This window comes from Dactylosporangium vinaceum, from assembly GCF_019904175.1.
Taxonomy (GTDB): Bacteria; Actinomycetota; Actinomycetes; order Mycobacteriales; family Micromonosporaceae; genus Dactylosporangium; species Dactylosporangium vinaceum.
This window is the reverse complement of record NZ_CP061913.1, coordinates 4395480-4413658: the sequence shown is the minus strand read 5'-3', so window position 1 is coordinate 4413658 and position 18179 is coordinate 4395480. Positions and strand designations below refer to the sequence as shown.

Here is an 18179-nt window from a genome sequence, read left to right as displayed (position 1 = left end):
TGTGCTTTGATCGACCTATCTCTCAGTGATTTGTTTCGATGCCTTGAGGCGGTGCAAGTGGTACCTGGTCGGCTCGTCCGCCGCCTGCTGACCTCGCTTGCGCGTCGAAAGGACTCCGGGAATGCGTACCTTCACCCGATCTCGAACCCGGCTCGCCGTCGTCACCGTCGCTGTCGCCGGAACCGTCATGGCCGGTACGGCCGTCGCACTGTCCGCGCAAGCCGCCACGTCCGGCTGCTCGGTGGTGTACTCGGTGGCGTCGCAGTGGTCCGGTGGGTTCACCGCGAACGTGAACATCACCAACCTCGGCGACCCGGTCACCAGCTGGACGTTGACCTGGTCGTACACGGCCGGGCAGCAGATCACCCAGGCATGGAACGCGACCACGACGCAAAGCGGCGGCCAGGTGACCGCTCGCAACTTGAGCTACAACGGCAGCATCGCGACCAACGCCAGCACGTCCTTCGGGTTCAACGGCTCGTGGAACAACAGCAGCAATCCGACACCGGCCACCTTCACGCTCAACGGCACCGCCTGCACGGGTGGCGTGACCGGTTCACCCGCGCCGGCATCCCCCACGCCGACCAGCGCCTCGCCGTCGCCGAGTCGCACATCATCGCCCACACCGTCGATCTCTGCGACGCCGTCGACCTCCCCGACCGGCAGCGACTGGACGACGTACCACAAAAACAACGCGCGCGACGGGAACGCGACGGACCTGGCCGCACTGTCCACCCTGTCGATCGCCTGGAACGCGGCGCTGGACGGCAACGTCTACGGGCAGCCGCTGGTCGTGAAGGGCCGGGTGTACGCGGCCACCGAGAACGACACCGTCTACGAGCTGAATCCGACAAGCGGCGCCGTCGTCTGGTCGACGCATGTCGGTACTCCGGTATCCCTGTCCACCCTCCCCTGCGGCAACATCAACCCGCTCGGCATCACCAGCACGATGGTGTACGACCCGGCCACCAACCGGCTGTTCGCGGTCGCCGAGACGACCGGCGGTATGCACACGCTGTTCGGGCTCAACGCCACCACCGGCGCCGTCGAGGTGCAGGCCGAGGTCGAGCCGCCGCTGGGTACCCCCAACGCGCATCTGCAGCGCCCCGCCCTGACCCTGCTGAACGGACGCATCTACATCGCGTTCGGCGGCCTGCTCGGCGACTGCGCCCAGTACGTCGGCTCGGTGGTCTCGCTGACCACCGCCGGTACCGCCAGGCTGAGCTACGCCGTGCCGACCACGCGTGAAGGCGCCGTCTGGGGGACCGCCGGCCCCGCGGTGATGGGCACTACCCAGCTGTACTCGGTCGGCAACGGCGAGGCCACCAGCGGCGCCTACGACGGCAGTGACTCGGTGATCGCGCTGTCGCCCGAGCTGCAGCGCACCGACTTCTTCGCCCCGACCGACTGGGCGACGCAGAACGCCCGTGACGCGGACCTCGGATCGATGAGTCCGGCCCTGGTCGGCCAGTTCGTGTACGCGGACGGCAAGGCCGGCATCGGCTACGTACTGCGCCAGGGCAACCTCGGTGGCATCGGCGGCGAGGTCTCCCAACTGAACAACGGGTGCCGGGCCTTCGGCGGCAGCGCAGTCTCCGGGAACACGATCTACCTACCCTGCAGCAGCGGGCCGCGCGCGGTGACCATCAGCTCCACCGGCACGGCGACTGAGCTGTGGCGCGCCCCCACCAGCGTCACCGCCGCGGGGTCGCCGACGATAGGCGGCGGCGCTGTCTGGTGGGTCGACTACAACGGTGGCGTGCTGTACGCGCTCAACCCCGGCACCGGCGCGGTACTGGCACAGATCCGCATCGGCGCCGCGCCGCACTTCGCCTCCCCCACCCTGTCCGGCAACCGCGCCTACATCGGGACCAACGCCGGGGTCACCGCCGTCAACGGCGCCTGACCACACCACCGACACGACCCGGCATCCGTCGCTCGGTAGACGGATGCCGGGTCGCAACCGGTGGCAGGCCGGGAGTGGAAAGGGCCATCAGCTGCTGCGGTGCCGGCTGTTGCCGGGGTGCAGGGTCCGGTCGAGTCGGATGGCGGCGTAGCCGAGGCTGGACAGGGCACAGATGACCAACAGGTCGAGGATCGGCACGGGCTCGGTACCGAGGAGCTCGTTGAGCGCCGGTAGGTAGAGGCCGGCGAACTGCAGGGTGAGAGCGACCGCGACGGCGAGCAGCAGCATCGGGTTGGTGCGGGTGCCGGGGCGGGCGCGGGAGCCGAGGGCAACGGCGAGCTGGGTGGCGCCGAGTGCGAAGAAGGCCATGCTCTGCCAGGGCCGGTCGGTGGCGTGGGCCCAAACGGCGACGCCGAGGGTGACGGCGGAGATGACGATGCCGACGCGCAGGATGCGCTGCCAGAGTCCGGCGCCGAGGACGGACTCGGCGGGTGGGCGCGGAGGCCTGGTCATCACGTCGGGCGGCGCGGGTTCGCTGCCCAGTGCGACGCCCGGCAGGCCGTGGGTGAGCAGGTTGACCCACAGGATCTGGGCCGGCAGCAGGAACAGCGGCAGGCCGAGGAGCGGCCCGGCGAGCATGACGGTGATCTCCGCGGCGCCGCCGGACAAGCCGTAGAGCAGGAAGCGGCGGATGTTGGCGTAGACCCGGCGGCCCTCTTCGGCGGCGGCGACCACGGTGGCCAGGTCGTCGTCGGCCAGCACGAGATCGGCGGCTTGGCGGGCGACCTCGGTGCCGCGCAGGCCCATGGCGACACCGATGTCGGCCCGGCGCAGGGCAGGCCCGTCGTTGACGCCGTCGCCGGTCATCGCGACGATGTCGCCGGCCTGGCGGCGGGCGGTGATGATGTCGAGTTTCTGCTCGGGTGTCGCACGGGCGAACACGCGCGCGTCGCGCAGCCGGTCGGCGAAGGCGGGGTCCCGGCAGTCGACGACGTCGCCGTCGGCGCCGATGATGCCGACCTCGGCCGCGACGGCGCGGGCGGTGGCGGGGTGGTCGCCGGTGATGAGCACCGGCGTGATGCCGGCGGCGCGGCAGGCGGCGATAGTGCCGGCGGCCGACGGGCGGGCCGGATCGCGGATACCGATGAGGCCGAGCAGTCGCAGCCCTCGCTCCCACTCCTCGCGGACCGGCGGCCGGACATGGTCGGCCTGAGCGACGGCCAGAACGCGGTATCCGTCGGTGGCCAACCGGCCGGCCTGGTCGACGGCCCGCGCGATCGAGTCGGCCGGTTCGTCGAGGAAGGCCGCGGTCAGCAGTACCTCGGGAGCGCCCTTGCAGATCACCCGGATGCCGCCGCCGAGTTGGCGGTGCAGGGTGGTCATGCGTTTGCGGTCGCTGTCGAACGGCAGTTCACCGGTACGCGGCAGCGAAGCCTTCACCGCGGTGGGGTCGATGCCGAACTTGCCGGCGGCGGTCAGCAGCGCCGCCTCGGTAGGGTCGCCGAGGGCGGTCCAGTCGCCGTCCGGCTGCTCGGGGGCGCGTAGCGTGGCATCGGTGCACAGCGCCGCGGCGGTCAGCAGTTCGGCCAGGTCAGGGGCGGTGTGTGCGGTCAGCGGGGTGCCCTCGCGGCCGACCACCCCTTCCGGCCGGTAGCCGAGGCCGCCGACCTCGGCGGCGCCGGTCGGTGTCCAGAGGCGGCGTACGACCATGCGTCCCTCGGTGAGGGTGCCGGTCTTGTCGGTGGCGATGACGGTGACCGATCCAAGGGTTTCCACCGCGGGCAGGCGGCGGATCAACGCGTGCCGGGCGGCCATCCGCCGGGCGCCGAGCGCGAGTGCGAGGGTGACCACTGCCGGCAGCGACTCCGGCACCGCCGCGACGACGAGGCTGATGGCCGTGACCACCATGAGTTCCAGCGACTCGCCGCGGGCCAGCCCGAGCGCGAGCACGATGGTGCAGAGCACGACGGCGGTGCCGGCCAGGACCCGGCCGACGCCGACCAGGCGGCGCTGCAGCGGGGTCAGCCCGGAGCCGGTGGCCATCAGCCCGGCGATGCGGCCCATCGCGCTGGCCGCCCCGGTTGCGGTGACCACGGCCTCGCCGCGGCCGCGAACCACGACCGTGCCGGAGGACACCACATCACCCGAGCCGGCCGCCTTGTCGACCGGCACCGACTCGCCGGTGAGCGCTGACTCGTCGACAAGCAGAGCCGCCGCCTCGATCAGGGCGGCATCAGCGGGCACGATGTCGCCCTCGGCGAGGATCAGCAGGTCCCCGGCCACAACGTCGACGGCGGGAATCATCTGCTGACGGCCGTCGCGCAGCACCCGCGCCTCGGGGGCGGTCATGGTGGCCAGCGTGGTGATGGCTTGGTCCGCTTTGATCTCCTGAACGACGCCGACCGCGGTGTTGACCACGACGACCAAGGCGATAACCGCGGCGTCGGTCCAATCGCCGGTGATGACGGTCAGGACGATCGCGACAAGCAGCACGATGATCAGTGGGTCCCGCAGTTGGGTGAGCACCCGCCGCCACGCCGACACTCGCGGGCGGGTCGGGAGGGCGTTCGGTCCGTGGTGCTCGAGCCGTTCCGCGGCGTCGGCGCTGGACAAGCCGAGGACACCGGCGGGTGCGGCGCGAAGGTCACTGGCCATCGGGCTGCCTCCTGCCTGTGGGTTCATTTCGAGCGTGCGCCCGCTCGGCGCCGACCGACCAGGGCCACCCGGCCCGTGCGGCTCGACCGTCCGGCCCGGCGACTGCCCGGCGGCTGCCCGCGGCGGGACCATCGGCCCTGGGCGGCCCGCAGTTGCCGGCCCACTGTTGGATGCAGGTAGCCATGACGGCCACGGAGGTTCTCATGTGGCAAGCACTGCGTGACATCGTCGACAACGTCAAACAATCCCTCGGTGTCGAGACGCCCACCGTTCCCGACGCGGCAGCGGTCACTGATGTCGTTGGTCAGGCCGGCGAGGCCGCCACGACGGCGGCTGACAACGCAACGAGTGCCGCTACGGAAGCGGCGACCGCTGCCACCGACGCGGCCGGCGGTGCCGCCGACGCGGTCACCGGGGTCGGGGAGCAGCTCGCCAGCAAGGTGTCGGACCTCCTCGGCCGTTTCGGCGGCTGAGGACTCTCGCCATCACTCGGAAAGGAGCAACGCGTACGCGCCTTCCTCAGGGCACCGCCGTGGCTGATCGCGCCGAGCACTGGACGCGGCAGCGGCTGATGTTCATGCAGTGGGGTCGCTGTTATCGCTGGTCTTGCAGGAAGGCCGGTATGTCGGTGCGGGTCGGGTAGTCCGGCAGCGGCGCTGGGCGGTCTTCGAGGAATGCGGTGATGACGGTGGCGGCTCGTTGGTTGTTGTCGTCGAAGCCGTTCCACATGTGGTGTCCGACGCCGGGCATGTACTGGGTGCGTTGGATGGCCGGGTCGGCGGCGAGGATGGCCGTCTCCCACTGACGGATCTGGGCCGAGCATTCGGCGATCATCAGCATTGCGGGGGTACGGGAGCGCTGCAGTTGTGGTGCGATGGATGGCGAGTCGATGACGGTCTGCTGCACTCGGAGGCTGGCAGCGGCGCTGAAGGAGAAGTTCTGCGGGCTGTCCTCGGCCGGGATGCGGTGTGCGTCCTGTGCGCAGTAGGCGGATGCGGTGTCGCTGCCGAGATCGGCGGCGGTGAAGGCGTTGTCGCCTTCGGCCTGGCTGATGAGGCCGTTGTCGAAGTCGAGCAGCCCGAAGCGCATGAGGCCGAATGCCACGCCGTATCGGGGAAGGTACGTTGATCGGTCTCCGGCCGCGGCCGGTGCGATGCCGCGGGCGGACGGACGGCCCGGGTGCCCGGCGATGCGGGCGGTTGGGCCGTCGATCGGGCCGGGCTCGGCGATGACCGCCCGGCGCACCCGAGCGGCGAGGCTCGGGTCGGCCAGGGCGCGGGTGAGCACGACCGCGCCGGAGGAGAAGCCGAGCACGTCGACTTGGCCGTTGCCCAGGCGGTCGAGGAACGCGCCAAGGTCACGGCTCAGCCGGTCGATGGTGTACTGCGCCATGGGCAGCAGGTCGCTGCGCCCGCCGCCGGCCTGCTCGTAGGCGTAGACGTCGTAGCCCTGTCCGGCCAGCTGCTGCAGGAACCGGTGATCGAGCAGCGAGATGCTGCGGATCGGCCCGCCGTGCAGATACACCAGGGGTGTCGGGTGACGGGGGACGCCGGGGTCGGGTGGGTAGTGGTAGACCGCAACCCGGCTGCCGGTGGCGAGGCTCCAGTGCTGTGTCGCCACGAACGGTAGATCGGCGGGAAAGCGACGCTCCGTGGGGACGGTTGGGACGCAGACCGACGCGGTCAGCGCAGCGGCGACAGCCACCGGCAGCAGCCGCGTCAGCCGGCCTCGCCAGGTGTGGCGGCGGCCGAGCCACATCGCCGCTGCCGTTGCGGCGATCGAGATCGGCAGCCAGGCCACAAGGCCGCCGCCTGCCCCGCCGGTCGCGACGATCAGCGCGAGAAACAGGATGACCAGCCCCGTGCAGGCGGCCATGGCGAGGCCGAGCCGGGCCGCGACACGGGCGGCAGGGACCAGAAATCGTCGCACGGCTCCTCCATCGGATCGAGTTTACAAACGATGTTTCAAAACACCGTACCAATACTGTGGCGTCGTGTCATGCCCGGTGATCGGGGCGGCGAGTGGACACCGCCGTACGCTGGTCACCGTGGGCAGGCCGAGAACGAACGACGACGCGGTGAAGGACCGGCTGGTGCGCACCGCGACCGAGATGCTGGCCACTCGCCCCCGGGAGTCGCTGAGCGTCCGCGCCCTGGCCAACGCCGCCGGCACCGCGACCGCGGCGGTCTACACCCTGTTCGGCAGCAAGGACGCGTTGATCGGCGAGGTCCGCGCCGCAGCGATCAGCGGACTGTTCCAAGAGCTGTCGGAGGTGCCGGCCACCGCCGACCCGCTCACCGACATCCACACGCTCGCCGTCAGGTACCGGCGGTGGGCCCTCGGGCACCGCCACCTCTATATGGTGCTGTTCGGCGGCGTCCAATCGTTCGACCCGTCAGGCCCGGTCGGCTCCGACGACCCCGTTCGCCCGCTTCTGGACGCGATCAGGCGCGGGTTGGCGACGTCGGCGCTCGCCGGAGACCCGACCGCCATCGCCCTGTCCTTCTGGGTCACCCTGCACGGGATTGTGACCCTCGAGCTGGCCGGGGCGCTCGACAGCACCATCGCAGACCACACCTTCGATTCGGCCGTTCACGCCACGCTGCGCGGCTGGACCACTCCGGATGTCTTCCAGCTCCTGCGCCGCGTGGATTCCGCCCCCATGCCATAACACCAGCAGATCGACCTTCGCGGCCCCGCGGGCGCCGGGACGCACTCCGGAAGACCCCGCCTCGGTAGAGCCGCGCACCGGACATGGGTCCGCCGGCTGGCCGGCGGACCCATGTCGATCGTCCGGCGGCATCCGGTCGTTACAGCGTCTTGCTTCCCCCTTGTCGACCTCGCCGTAGGAGGTGAGCCGTGGCAATCGCGCGTAAGCACTCGCGCCGGATCGTCGTGGACAACGTGATCTATCGCTGGACGGTGCGTCGCCGGCCGACCTACGGCCAGGGCCTTGCATCACCGATCTTCTTCGTGGCCGAACTCCTGCACGAGCCGGCCGGCAAGCTGCTCGTGTGGCTCCCGGCGGCCCGCCCGGACAACTGGCTGGGCGCCGCGAGCGCCGTGGTGACGCCGGCGCTGGTGGCGTCGCAGATCGCGGACGCGCGAGCCGCTGGATGGGATCCCACTCGTCGCGGACCGGTGTTCCAGGTCAAACTCAAGGACGGATAGCCGTGCCCGACCAGCACTTGCGTGACCGGATTCGGCTGAGCGGCAACCGACTCGCAGCGGGCACGGTGGTGAACAGTGACGGGTCGCTGGTGCAGACTTGTACCGTGGCTGTACTTGATCCTCCGGCATTGATGGCAACGGGTAGTCAACTGCCCTCCGTTCGTGCTCTGGTGAACGAGCGCATCATCTTCAACTACCGCCTGCCCGCCGACTACTTGAAACGCCTGCTCCCGGTTGCCTGGTTGACTCCCCAGCTCGTTGACGGCAGCGCGGTCGCCTCGGTGTGCGTGCTACGACTCAGCAGGGTCACGGCCGGCCCCTTCCCCTCCGTGCTCGGCGTTCACAGCGTCAGTTCGGCACGGCGCTACGGCGTGCTCGATGAGCGGTCAGGCGGCAGTCCGGCCGTCTTCGTCTCCGAGCGCACGACCAACTCGGCCCTCGGCTCGCTCTTCACAGCTGCCGGATTTTCGGCGCAGCACGATTACCTGCCCGCGGCTATCGGCGATGACGGGGAGTCGATCCTGGTCACCTTGGGAAACGACCGCTTCACCGGTCGAGCGGTCCCGGCGTCGCTATGGTCGTCGTCACTGTTCCCCGAGCTCGAGGACTTCTCGACCTTCCTGGCCGAGGGGGTTCGCAGCTACGGAACGTCCCGGCGCGAAGGGCGACTCACCATCCTCGACCTGTTCAAGGAAGACAGGGGCTACCAACCGTTGGCCGCCCGTGAGGTCGGTGGATCACTGGTGCAGCCCTGGCTGGACGCCGGAGCGGTACTGGACAGTGTTGCCCGCACAACGGACGCGAAATACCGCTGGACCTACCACGGACTCACGCAGGAACCGTGAACGGTCCTGGACGATCGGCGCGTCGCTATCCTGCGCTCGCTGCGCGCCTCCGGCGAGGCTCACCCAGGGCCGAGCAGGAACGAGCGAAGGTCCAGATCCTCGCGGGATGTACGGGTTGCACGTCGGCCTTATGATCGGCGCACCACCACGCCCTACGATGACGTGGCTCGGCCCGCACGGGGAGATGAGGGTCGCATGACCGAACCAGAGGACGAACCGGCAGGCCAGCCGATGCCGTATCCGTACCAGTACCAGCCATATCCGCAATACCCGCAGTACCGACCCGCGCCGCCGGTGAACACGTACGCGATCCTGGCGGTCATCCTGGCGTTCGTCGCCTTCCCGCCGCTCGGCATCTACTTCGGCCGCAAGGCCCGGGAGCAGATCGAACAGACCGGCGAGCGCGGCATCGAGCTGGCCAAGGTCGGCATTGTCGCCGGCTGGATCCTCAGCTGCTTCTACGGGCTGTTCGTCATCGTGTGGTGCGGCTTCGCCGGCTCCCTCGTGTTCTCCGGCCTGTCCGGGTCGTAGCAGCAATCAGGCTCCAGGACAGCGGCGCCGCCAGGATGCGGTTCGCGTCGGCCGCCACCATCCTGTCCGGGACGGATGCCGCAGCACTGTTCGATCCGGAACGCTCTCTCGCCGAGCGCGGTCACGTAGCGTTTCGAGTCAAAAGTCCAGGTATTCGTATTCGACGCTTTCCAGCCAGCCGGTCAGCTCCGCGAGCTCGTCGGCGGTGGTGCCGTAGGCGGCCCATTCATCCTGCTGGTCGAGCCGGAGAAAGCCCTTTTCCGCGAAAGCACGCCGCAGGTAGTTGGTGAAGGTCAGGCCATGCACCTCCGCACGGACCAGGGGATCCGCCCCGGGGTGTGGTAGCCGGACCGAGTACGGGGCGCCGCCGCTGATGTTGGCCTTGTGCAGGTAGTCGGCTGCGATGTCGACTACCAGCGGTCCGGCGATTTCCGGATGGTGTTCCGCCGATTCCTCCTGCCACTCCTCGACCGAGGACCACGCCGTGCCGAGGTCGATGATCTCCAGCGGGTCGGCGACTGTCAGTTGTTCGGGTACGCCGGGCGGGAACGGCGCGTCCCAGGTGTCGCGCGGCACGAGGTCGATCGTGCCGACGATGCGCCAGTAGGCGGCCAGCGCCGGCGGCACCGCTGAGCCCGTGATCTGCTCCAGCTGCCGCAGCCGATCCTCAACATCAGCGGCAGGCCCGGGTAACGCCTGCTCGGCGCTGACCGGCCAGCCGCGGGCAATGAGCGCGGCGGTCAGGTTGGACGCGTTCCGCGCGACACGCTCCATGGTCAGGACAGCTACCTGCTCGGCCTCCGCGCGCCACACGTCGTCAAGGTGAGCGGCTGCCCCAAGGTCGCGCCACACGCCTCGATGGTCCCCGTCCCGGTAGCGCGCGACGAGTTCTCCCGGCCGCAAGGACCTCTCGGCCGACGCCCTTCGCGGCGCGGCCCGCTCAGCTCGGGCAGCATCGAGCGCAGGACCGGTAACGGCCGGGTCAGCGTATTTGAGCACTTGACGGGCCGGCCATCCCAGGCGTTCGTGGTCGCGGAGACCAACGCACAGGTCAAGCCACCGGTGATCCTGCGACACCAACACGCGCAGCGGTTCCGAGTGCCACTCGGGACCTGATTTGGTGAACGACCGCGGCGCCAGCAGACCAAGGGCCTCGGCGGCAGCCGTCAACCCGGCCGTGGTCGCCAGGCACTCGTCGGAGAACAGGTGACAAACGTTGTCCCAGGCCGTTCCGTCGTCGGTGAACATGACCTTCAGGGCCATGAAGCGGCCCAAGTGCTCGTGGTCATGGACCCCGCGCCGGAGGGCATCGCGGGCTTCGGCGGTCCCGATACCGAACAGCGCGTGCGCGGCGGCCACCGCGACCGGCTGGACGGGACACCTCTCCCACAACCCGATCAGGGTCGCAACAGCCGGCTCATACCGCAATCGGCCGAGTTCGCGGACCTGGTCGGCCACCGCCCGCCAGCCGGCCGCACGCTGGACGGCGGAGATGCTTCTGTCCTGGTAGGCCTTCGCTTCGCTCGCGCTGAGACTGTTCCATTGCTCGATGCTGATGCGGGCCTGGCTTCCGATGTCCGGCCATCGAGCGAGCGCCGCCCGGAGCGACTCCAGAACACGCGCGCCACCGCTTTCGCCTTTGCCCACTTCTTCGACCACGCCCGCAGTATGCCAGCGGCCGGATGAAGTGGAGACCGCCGAAGGCGGAACACATTGCGGGGCGCGGATCGGTACTGTGTCCGGCGTGTCATTCCAACGACTCCTGGGATTGCTCACGGCCGTGGCGCTGATCGCCGCCTATGCCATCGGGGCGGGCCGCGACTCCTCCGGTCGGCCGCCGTCCGCCGCCACCGTCGCCCGTCTCGCCGGCTGTGCGATCATCGAGACGAAGCCGTCGCACAACGGTGCCCGTGAGACCGTCACCTGCAAGGACGGCCGTCTCGACGTGGCCGCGTACACGTTCGACGACAACGGCACCCGCGACGCCTGGGTCGACGAGGAGCGGGGCGTGTTCATCGTCGCCGGCTTCAATGGTCACGGCGGGGCCCTCGTCGCCGGTGACCGGTGGGTCGTCGAGACCACCGACGCCGAGGCGGCCGAGCGGCTGCACATGATGGCGGGCGGGTGGGCCGTATGACGGCGCCGTTCCGCCGGGCCGCCGGTGGTGCCGGCGCCACCGTGCAGTGGCTCATGTGGGGCGTCGCCGCCGTGGCCGCCGTGTTCGCCGTCGTGGCCGGCTTCGATCTCGTGTACCTCTCCCGGGTCGAGGCCGCACTCCCGGAGCCGGACCTGGACCTGCTCCGGGCGGGACAGGGTCTGGGCACGAGTGAGCTGATCCTGTTCTGGGGCGTCGTCATCGTGTACGCCCTGTGGTTCGTCCTCACCAGCCGAGCCCTCCAGCGCCTGGGCGAAGACGCGAACCGGGTCCTGCTGACCCCATGGTCGATCACGTTCCAGGTCGGTGCCCTGGCCACCATCATCGCCGCGCGGACCCTGCCCGGGGCCGACGCGGTCAACGCCGACGAGTTCGGCGCCCGGCTGCGGTGGATCGCCCCCATCCTCGCGGCCCGCCTGGGCCTCGTCGCCCTGCTCGGCGTGGTGCTGTTCACCCTGTACCGGCGCGTCTACGCCGCCCTGCTGCGCTCCGGGGTGGCCCCGCTGCGCGACCCCGCCGAGCAGCCGGTGACGCTGCTCGACCTGCTGCAGCGGGCATCGGTGATCTCCCTCCCGGCGCCGCCGGCCGATGACGCCTGGTGGTCCGAGGCGGCCGGGCTGATAGCCGCATCGGCCACACCGCTGAACCTCGTGGAGACGCTTGACGGCGACATACGCCAACATCAGGTGGATGCGGGCACCGATCTGGCCGCGCTGCGCGCCGCGCTGCGTCCGGGGGCCCGGCTCAACCTGGCCGAGCTCAGCGGCGAGGTGCCACCCGCGCACGACCGGTAGCGGTGACGGCCGGCTTCGCCGACCGCAGCCGAGTCACGGCGTAGCGTATTGGGCCCGGCACCGCCGACCCAGGCAGGGCGCGATACCCCAGGCCCTGACCCACCTGAACTGCTCCGGCTTTTCCCGCCACGACGGGCCGCCGCAGTACCGCGGCGAACACCTGGTCCGCGAAGTCGCGTCGGCGCCGTCTGAGGGTTCCGGAGGGCTGGTCGGTGTGGCGCTGCGTCCCGCGGCCGAGGCCGGGGAAGGCGTGTAACGGAGAAGTACTTGTGGTGGGGTTTAGATTCCCGTTATGCCTCGCTTGGACATCTGTCGCCGGGTTCGTGCGGCAGTACGGTCGGGGCGTGTTCGACCGACGTCTGACCTGGAAGCCGAGTGACAGCAGCGCAGGAGCCGAGCCGACGGCACGTCGGTGGTTCGGGCGGCCACTGGTGGCGCTCGGCGTGCCGGTGCTCATCGCCGCGCTCGGCGGTGTCGTGCTCACCTCGCAGGCGGCCCTCGCCGGGCAGGACGCGCCCGCAGTCACGTGCACACTGACCGTGCCGGCGGAGCCGCTCAGTGCCAAGGGCCTGGCCACGCCGTACCGGCTGGAAGCACCCTGCCACGAAGCTGACGCCGGGTCGGCGGCATTCGTGCAGGCGACGATCATCGACCCGGCGACGGGTGCCGTGTCCGTGTACGACCCGCTCGTCATCGACGCCGGGAGCCGGCCCGCGGCGCCGCCCACGCCGCCGAAGCTGCCCGCCGGGGCGGTCGTCGGGATCTGGTTCGGGTTCAACGGCGACGACCTCCGGCTCGCCGGTGACCACGGTAGCCTCGCGGCCGGCAGGTGCGTCAACGGCGAGGCCGGTTCGATCTTCGGGCAGTTCGCGTACTGCAACGCGCCGGCCCTGTTCAGCGCGGCCAACACGGCGATCGCCGCCGGCCGGCTCAGCGTTCCCACACTCGGCACCGCCGCCGACGGGCGGCCCTGCCCGACGACGCGCGACTTCGGGCTCGTCGACATGGACCAGAGCGACAACGTGACCACGACGTACCTGGTGCTCGCCGACGGCACGACCGCGCAGAACACTGCGGCCAACCGGGCCGCCCTCGCCCGCCGCGGCGCCCGCGTCGAGGTCAACGGCAGCGACAACGCCCTGCTCGACGCCCATGTCTTCCCCGCGCTGGGATGCACGCCGTATCGGGCCCCGGACCTCGCCGACGCCGGCGCCCCGGCCACCTCGCTCGCCCTCAACGAGCTGCAGGCCGCGGCCCACCAGGCCGCCCCCGTCGCGCTGGTGCCGACCTCAGATCCGATGACGAAGGCCGGCGACAAGCAGAGCGTGGCCAAGACCGACCTGTACCGGGCCGGCGTCGGCCAGCCCGCCGTCGACGCCCGGGCCGAGACGCCGAAGGTGTACTGCGCGAACCTGCTCCAGGTCGGCACGGAGCGGATCGAGCTCGACCGCAGCCTGACCGTGCGCGCCCCGTCGCCGGACCCGGAGGCGGCGAACAGCCTGTTCACGTTCCTGGCCCAGCGCTTCAGCGGCGCCTACGACGCGCTGGACTGTCCGCGGCTGCTGCGCACGAAGAACCCGGTCACGGTGACGACCGACGCGAAGGGTGTCGCGGTGAGCGCCCGCCTCACCGTCCCGCCGCACCCGTCGGCTTCCCCGTCGCACTCCCCCACCCGGCCGGCCTCCGCCTCCGCGTCGCCGTCCGCCGCCGCGCCCGTCTCCACGTCCCCACCGGCCACTCGCCAGCCCGGCCACAGCGTCGAGGCGACCCACACGACCACCACGGCGCCGCCGCAGACCACGGTGCAGACTACCCAGCCGCCGCAGACGACCATCCACACCACGCAGCCGCCGGCGACCACCCAGCCCCCGCCGCCGGTGCACACCACGGCGCAGGCCGCCCACCCCGTGCAGACGGGCCAGGCCGGCGCACCCGGCACCACCGGGACGGACGGCACCGGCCTACACACGGCCACCACCGCAACCACCTCGGCCGCACCGGCCGCCGCCGACCCGCCGGGCGACACCGGCGCACCGACCGGCGGGGTGGAGGGCGCGAACGCCGACGTCCCCGGGCTGGCCGTCGACGCCATGCGACTGAAGGACCCGAAGCACACCACGGCGGCCCTGACCGGCGCATCCCTCGCCAGCACCACGATCGGCGTGACGCTGCTCGTCGGAGGCGCCATCGGCTGCATCGCCGCGATCGTCCACGCCATCCGGCGCAACCGCGGCCGGTACTTCCCGGCGCCGGACACCGCGACCACGCGGATCAGCCCCTGGTAGCACCCGCGGACGTCGCCGCGGCGGCAGTCGAACGGGGCCGCGAGCCGGCGGCGACGGGCTGGACGCGTACGGCTGCTCGGCGGTCACCTTCCGCACCGCGTGCGGCTAGGGTTGGCGGGTGACGGCATGGGTGGTACGCGCGGTTCGGCTTCCCGACGGTGACGACCTCGACGCCGGTATCACCGCGGAGGGCCACTGGTCGACGGAGCCGCTCCGCGACGCAGAGCCGTTGCCTGGCCGGTTCGCGTTGCCGGGCCTCGTCGACGCCCACCGCCACCTCACCGTCGCGGCCGGGGAGGACGGTCTGCCGTACGCGGTGGACGTGACCACCGCCCGCGCGAACCTGGACGCGGCCCGCCGCGCCGGCGTCACCACGGTCCGCGATGCCGGCAGCCCGGCCGGCGCGGTACTCGCGTTGGTGCCCGAGGTGGACGGTCTGCTCGTGTGCGGCCGGTTCCTCGCACCGCCGGACCGCTACTTCCCGGCCCTGCTGCCCGAACCGGTGCCGGCCGAGCACCTGGTCGATGCGGCTCTGGCCGAGGTGAGCGCCGGGGCGCGGTGGGTCAAGCTCGTCGCGGACTTTCCGCACCTGCGCGACGGTGCGTTCGTCGACAACGAACCCACGTACGACCTTGCTGACGTCGAACGCCTCGTCGCGACCGTCCACGCCGCCGGTGCCCGGGTGGCCGCCCACACCACCACCAGGTTCGTCGCCGATCTCGTCGCGGTCGGCGTCGACTCCATCGAACACGGAACGGTCCTCGACGACACGGACCTGACCCGCCTGGCCGCCCAGGGCGGCGCCTGGACGCCGACGCTGTGCGCGTCGTTCCCGCGGCGCGCTGCGCAGGATCCGGCGTTTGCCGAGGCGATGCGGCACCGCCTCACGACCGCGGTGGCTCTCGGCGTGACCATCATGACCGGCACCGACGTGGTCGGCACCGTGGCACGGGAAGTGGCGCTGCTGGCCGAGTTGGGTGTCCCGCCGGCGGCCGCGCTCACCGCCGCGTCATCCGATGCCCGACGGTTCCTCGGAGCACCGCAGGCCACCCCGGGCGGCCCAGTCGATCTGGTCACGTACCACGACGATCCACGCTCCGATCCGGCGGTACTGTCCCGGCCGGCGGCTGTCTTCGCCCGGGGGGTTCGGCTCCGCTGACCGCAACCAGCGGCAACCCCACCCCTCGACGATCACGATCGCGAGGCGAACGGTGCGGCCGGCCGGGCTCGAATTGGTGTCGAGCCCGACCGGCCGGCAGTGCAATGAGCGTGAGCGTCCTCAGGCCTCGAGGCGGACCCGGCGCCGCCGGGCGATCAGTACCAGCCCGGCTCCGACCGCGATCGCGACGACACCGGCGACGGCCAGCAGGGTGGTGTTCGAGCCGGTGACCGGCAGCGGCGGGCCGGCCGCGGGTGAGACCGAGACCGACGGGGACGGGGACGTGGACGGCGAGTCGCTCGGCACCGGCACCTGCTTGGCCACGATGAAGACCCTCGGGATGTCGGCCTGCTCGGCGATCACCTGGACCTGCTCGGGCGTACCATTGCCGTTTTCACCCGACAGGACTTTCCAGCCACGGGGTGCCTCGAAGGTCAGCCGCGCGATGCCGGCCGGCAGGTGGGCGAACTTGAAGGTGCCGTCGGCACCGGTGGTGGCCTGGCCGAGCACGGTCTTGCCGTCGTTGGTCTTCGCGGTCACCACGACGCCCGGCACGCCCGGGGTCTTGCCCGGCTCGTACGGGCTGCTCACTGACTCGCCCTGGAAGATGACGCCGGAGAACTGCGTGACCGCGCCCGGCACGTTGAGCTGCACACCGGCGACGGCGCCCTCGCCGTCGATGTTGTCGGCGCCCAGGGAGAATGCGATGCCGCCGTATCCGTGCGTCCAGGCCGAGTGCTCGAATTTGCCGGTGATCGGCAGGTTCTTCGTCTCATGTGCGGCCAGGTCGAAGCCGGTTGAAATGGCGCCCCAGACGACGTCCTTGACCGACTCGTTGTCGCCGCCGATGTAGTGCACGTGTTTGGCGTCCACCGAGCTGGTGTTCGTCACCTTCACGGTGACGGTGAAGGTGTCGGTCTCGGCGTACGCCGTCTTGTCGGCGGTGGCCGAGGCCGTGATCGTGGCCTTGGCGTCGGCGGCGAGCGCCGCGGGGGCAGGGATGAGGGAGATAGCCGCGCCGGCGAGGGCGGCCACAGCGAGTGCACGCATCGGCAGACCGTATCGGCCGCGTTCGCATCTCGCTGCCCCGTTCCGAGCCCAGTTCGCATTGCTGGCAGTACATATCAGGGCCGGAGTCCAGGTAGCTCCCGCCGGACCCTCCCAAATGCCGACGAAACGACGATCGACGCCTCCCACGCCGCCGCCGTGCCGGCGGCGGCAGATCGACGAGCAGGGCCGGGTGTCTTCCCATCGTCGTGGCCGTCACCAGGAGTGCTCTGCTTTCGGGGGTCGTCGATCCGGCATCATCGGGTGCGGAGGCGGACGGCGATTGCCGTGGCGGATGCGGCCGCTATCGCCGGCAGGAGCGTTGCCGGTACGACGCCGAGCCGGTCGATGGCGATGCCGGCCAACGCGGAACCAGCCGACCCGCCGACGGCGAGCGCGGTGGTCAGCCAGGTGAACGCTTCGGTCCGGCGTGCCGGTGGTGCGGCGTCGTTGACGAGTACGTAGCTGGCTGCCGCTACCGGGGTGAGCACGAGGCCGGCCCCACCGAACGATACCGCCACCGCAGCGAGCGACCCGTCGGTGACCACCGCGACGATCGCCGGGACAACCAGTGCGATGGACAGCTGCGCCATGGCGCGCGGGTAGTCGGCATCGGATCGGCGGAAGCTTCCGGCGACGCCACCGCAGATCCAGGTGGCGAGCAGCAGGCCGCCGGCGGCCGGGGCGCCGGCGTGGAGGGCCATCGCGGGCAACACCACCGGAAGCGCGCCGAAGATGATGCCTTGGACCACGGTGGCTGCGAGGAGCACCCGGATTGCCGGGACGCGCAGCGCGCTGCCGGTGTGGTGTGCCGCGAGCGGCGCGCTGCCGTCGGCACGGGCGGCGTAGAAGACGAACGAGATCGTGCCGAACAGCGTCGCGGATGCGGCAGTCCAGAGGGCGGCGGCCGGCGCGGCCCAGGCGATCATCGCAGTGGCCAGCAACGGAGCGATCAGCAGCAGAAGCTGCTGGAGCAGGGACTCCGCGGCGTATGCCGTGCTGGTCGCGGTGCCGTCCGCGACAAGCCGCGGCCACAGCGCTTTCATGCTGCCGGAGATGGGCGGGAACCCGGCCCCGGCGAGCATGGCGCAGCCGAACAGTACGGCGAGCGGCTCATGGTGGACTGCCAGGACCGGCAGCAGGCTGAGTGCGGCCGCATACACCACCGCCGAGGGCAGCAGGACTCGACCTCGTCCGTGGCGATCCAGCAGCCGGCCCTGGACAGGAGTGGACAGTGCGTCGCCGAACGCACTTGCGGCAGCGATCACGCCTGCGGCGGCGTAGGAGCCTGTCGTCTGGTGCACCAGACTCACGACGGCCAACGGAGTGATGCCCTTGGGGAGCCGGGCGATCAGGGAGCTGCACGCAGCAGGAAGCACACGGCGGGTAAGGAGGACGGACAACACGGTAGACACAGCAGCACCTCGGGTGAACGTGGGCACGACAAAGCGTGCCGACGTAACCCCCCAGGATTTTGTCCTTCAAGGTGTCTGCCTGCGGCAGTCGCGACGCTCGGACCAGCCCCGGGAAGCTGCCCGGCGGAACCCTAGTCGCACATCGGTCGACCAGATGACTCTACCGGCCCCGGCGACCTGTACGCCGTGGTGCTACGCCCGACCCGCTGACTGCCG

At 70.9% G+C, this 18179-nt stretch carries 15 protein-coding genes; 10 read left to right on the top strand and 5 right to left on the bottom strand.

The features are described from left to right. Window positions 1-121: 121 nt before the first annotated feature. Window positions 122-1906 carry a cellulose binding domain-containing protein gene (locus tag Dvina_RS19545; protein ID WP_223103902.1) on the top strand — a complete coding sequence of 595 codons (1785 nt, stop codon included), beginning with the start codon at window positions 122-124 and terminating at the stop codon, window positions 1904-1906. Between the two features lie 87 nt (window positions 1907-1993). Here the strand turns inward: Dvina_RS19545 and Dvina_RS19540 are convergent, their stop codons facing one another. After that, complete coding sequence (locus Dvina_RS19540; protein ID WP_223103901.1) at window positions 1994-4561, bottom strand: cation-translocating P-type ATPase; 2568 nt, start codon at window positions 4559-4561, stop codon at window positions 1994-1996. Between the two features lie 182 nt (window positions 4562-4743). Between Dvina_RS19540 and Dvina_RS19535 the strand changes: the two genes are divergently transcribed. Then, window positions 4744-5034 (top strand): hypothetical protein, encoded by a 291-nt coding sequence (locus Dvina_RS19535; RefSeq protein WP_223103900.1) that lies wholly within the window; start codon window positions 4744-4746, stop codon window positions 5032-5034. 121 nt (window positions 5035-5155) lie between these two features. Here the strand turns inward: Dvina_RS19535 and Dvina_RS19530 are convergent, their stop codons facing one another. Then, window positions 5156-6490: an alpha/beta fold hydrolase gene (locus Dvina_RS19530; protein ID WP_223103899.1), complete on the bottom strand. Its 1335-nt coding sequence runs from the start codon at window positions 6488-6490 to the stop codon at window positions 5156-5158. Window positions 6491-6608: 118 nt separating this feature from the next. Between Dvina_RS19530 and Dvina_RS19525 the strand changes: the two genes are divergently transcribed. The 4 genes from Dvina_RS19525 (at window position 6609) to Dvina_RS19510 (ending at window position 9108) form a co-directional block, all read left to right on the top strand. Beyond that, the gene (locus tag Dvina_RS19525) at window positions 6609-7232 is read left to right on the top strand and encodes a TetR/AcrR family transcriptional regulator (protein WP_223103898.1); all 624 of its coding nucleotides are present in this window, start codon (window positions 6609-6611) and stop codon (window positions 7230-7232) included. A 188-nt stretch (window positions 7233-7420) separates the two neighbouring features. Next, a complete protein-coding gene (locus Dvina_RS19520; protein ID WP_223103897.1) occupies window positions 7421-7732 on the top strand; it encodes a hypothetical protein in 312 nt (103 codons plus the stop codon). Window positions 7733-7734: 2 nt separating this feature from the next. Then, window positions 7735-8577 (top strand): hypothetical protein, encoded by an 843-nt coding sequence (locus Dvina_RS19515; protein WP_223103896.1) that lies wholly within the window; start codon window positions 7735-7737, stop codon window positions 8575-8577. A 231-nt stretch (window positions 8578-8808) separates the two neighbouring features. Beyond that, entirely contained in the window at window positions 8809-9108 is a 300-nt protein-coding gene (locus Dvina_RS19510) for a DUF4190 domain-containing protein (RefSeq protein WP_223105608.1), read from the top strand. Between the two features lie 138 nt (window positions 9109-9246). On the opposite strand, the gene Dvina_RS19505 is transcribed toward Dvina_RS19510, so the two are convergent. Beyond that, window positions 9247-10767 (bottom strand): hypothetical protein, encoded by a 1521-nt coding sequence (locus Dvina_RS19505; protein WP_223103895.1) that lies wholly within the window; start codon window positions 10765-10767, stop codon window positions 9247-9249. An 85-nt stretch (window positions 10768-10852) separates the two neighbouring features. Here Dvina_RS19505 and Dvina_RS19500 point away from each other — a divergent pair, with 85 nt between their 5' ends. The 4 genes from Dvina_RS19500 (at window position 10853) to Dvina_RS19485 (ending at window position 15501) form a co-directional block, all read left to right on the top strand. Beyond that, entirely contained in the window at window positions 10853-11245 is a 393-nt protein-coding gene (locus Dvina_RS19500) for a hypothetical protein (protein ID WP_223103894.1), read from the top strand. After that, window positions 11242-12057, top strand: coding sequence for a hypothetical protein (locus Dvina_RS19495; RefSeq protein ID WP_223103893.1), 816 nt, complete (start codon window positions 11242-11244; stop codon window positions 12055-12057). Before Dvina_RS19500 ends, Dvina_RS19495 begins: the two co-directional genes overlap by 4 nt. Before the next feature lie 344 nt (window positions 12058-12401). Next, a complete protein-coding gene (locus tag Dvina_RS19490; protein ID WP_223103892.1) occupies window positions 12402-14342 on the top strand; it encodes a hypothetical protein in 1941 nt (646 codons plus the stop codon). A 118-nt stretch (window positions 14343-14460) separates the two neighbouring features. Then, window positions 14461-15501, top strand: coding sequence for an amidohydrolase family protein (locus Dvina_RS19485; protein WP_223103891.1), 1041 nt, complete (start codon window positions 14461-14463; stop codon window positions 15499-15501). 120 nt (window positions 15502-15621) lie between these two features. On the opposite strand, the gene Dvina_RS19480 is transcribed toward Dvina_RS19485, so the two are convergent. Further along, entirely contained in the window at window positions 15622-16551 is a 930-nt protein-coding gene (locus Dvina_RS19480) for an SdrD B-like domain-containing protein (RefSeq protein WP_223103890.1), read from the bottom strand. A gap of 254 nt (window positions 16552-16805) precedes the next feature. Then, window positions 16806-17990, bottom strand: coding sequence for an MFS transporter (locus Dvina_RS19475; RefSeq protein WP_223103889.1), 1185 nt, complete (start codon window positions 17988-17990; stop codon window positions 16806-16808). Between the last annotated feature and the right edge of the window lie 189 nt (window positions 17991-18179).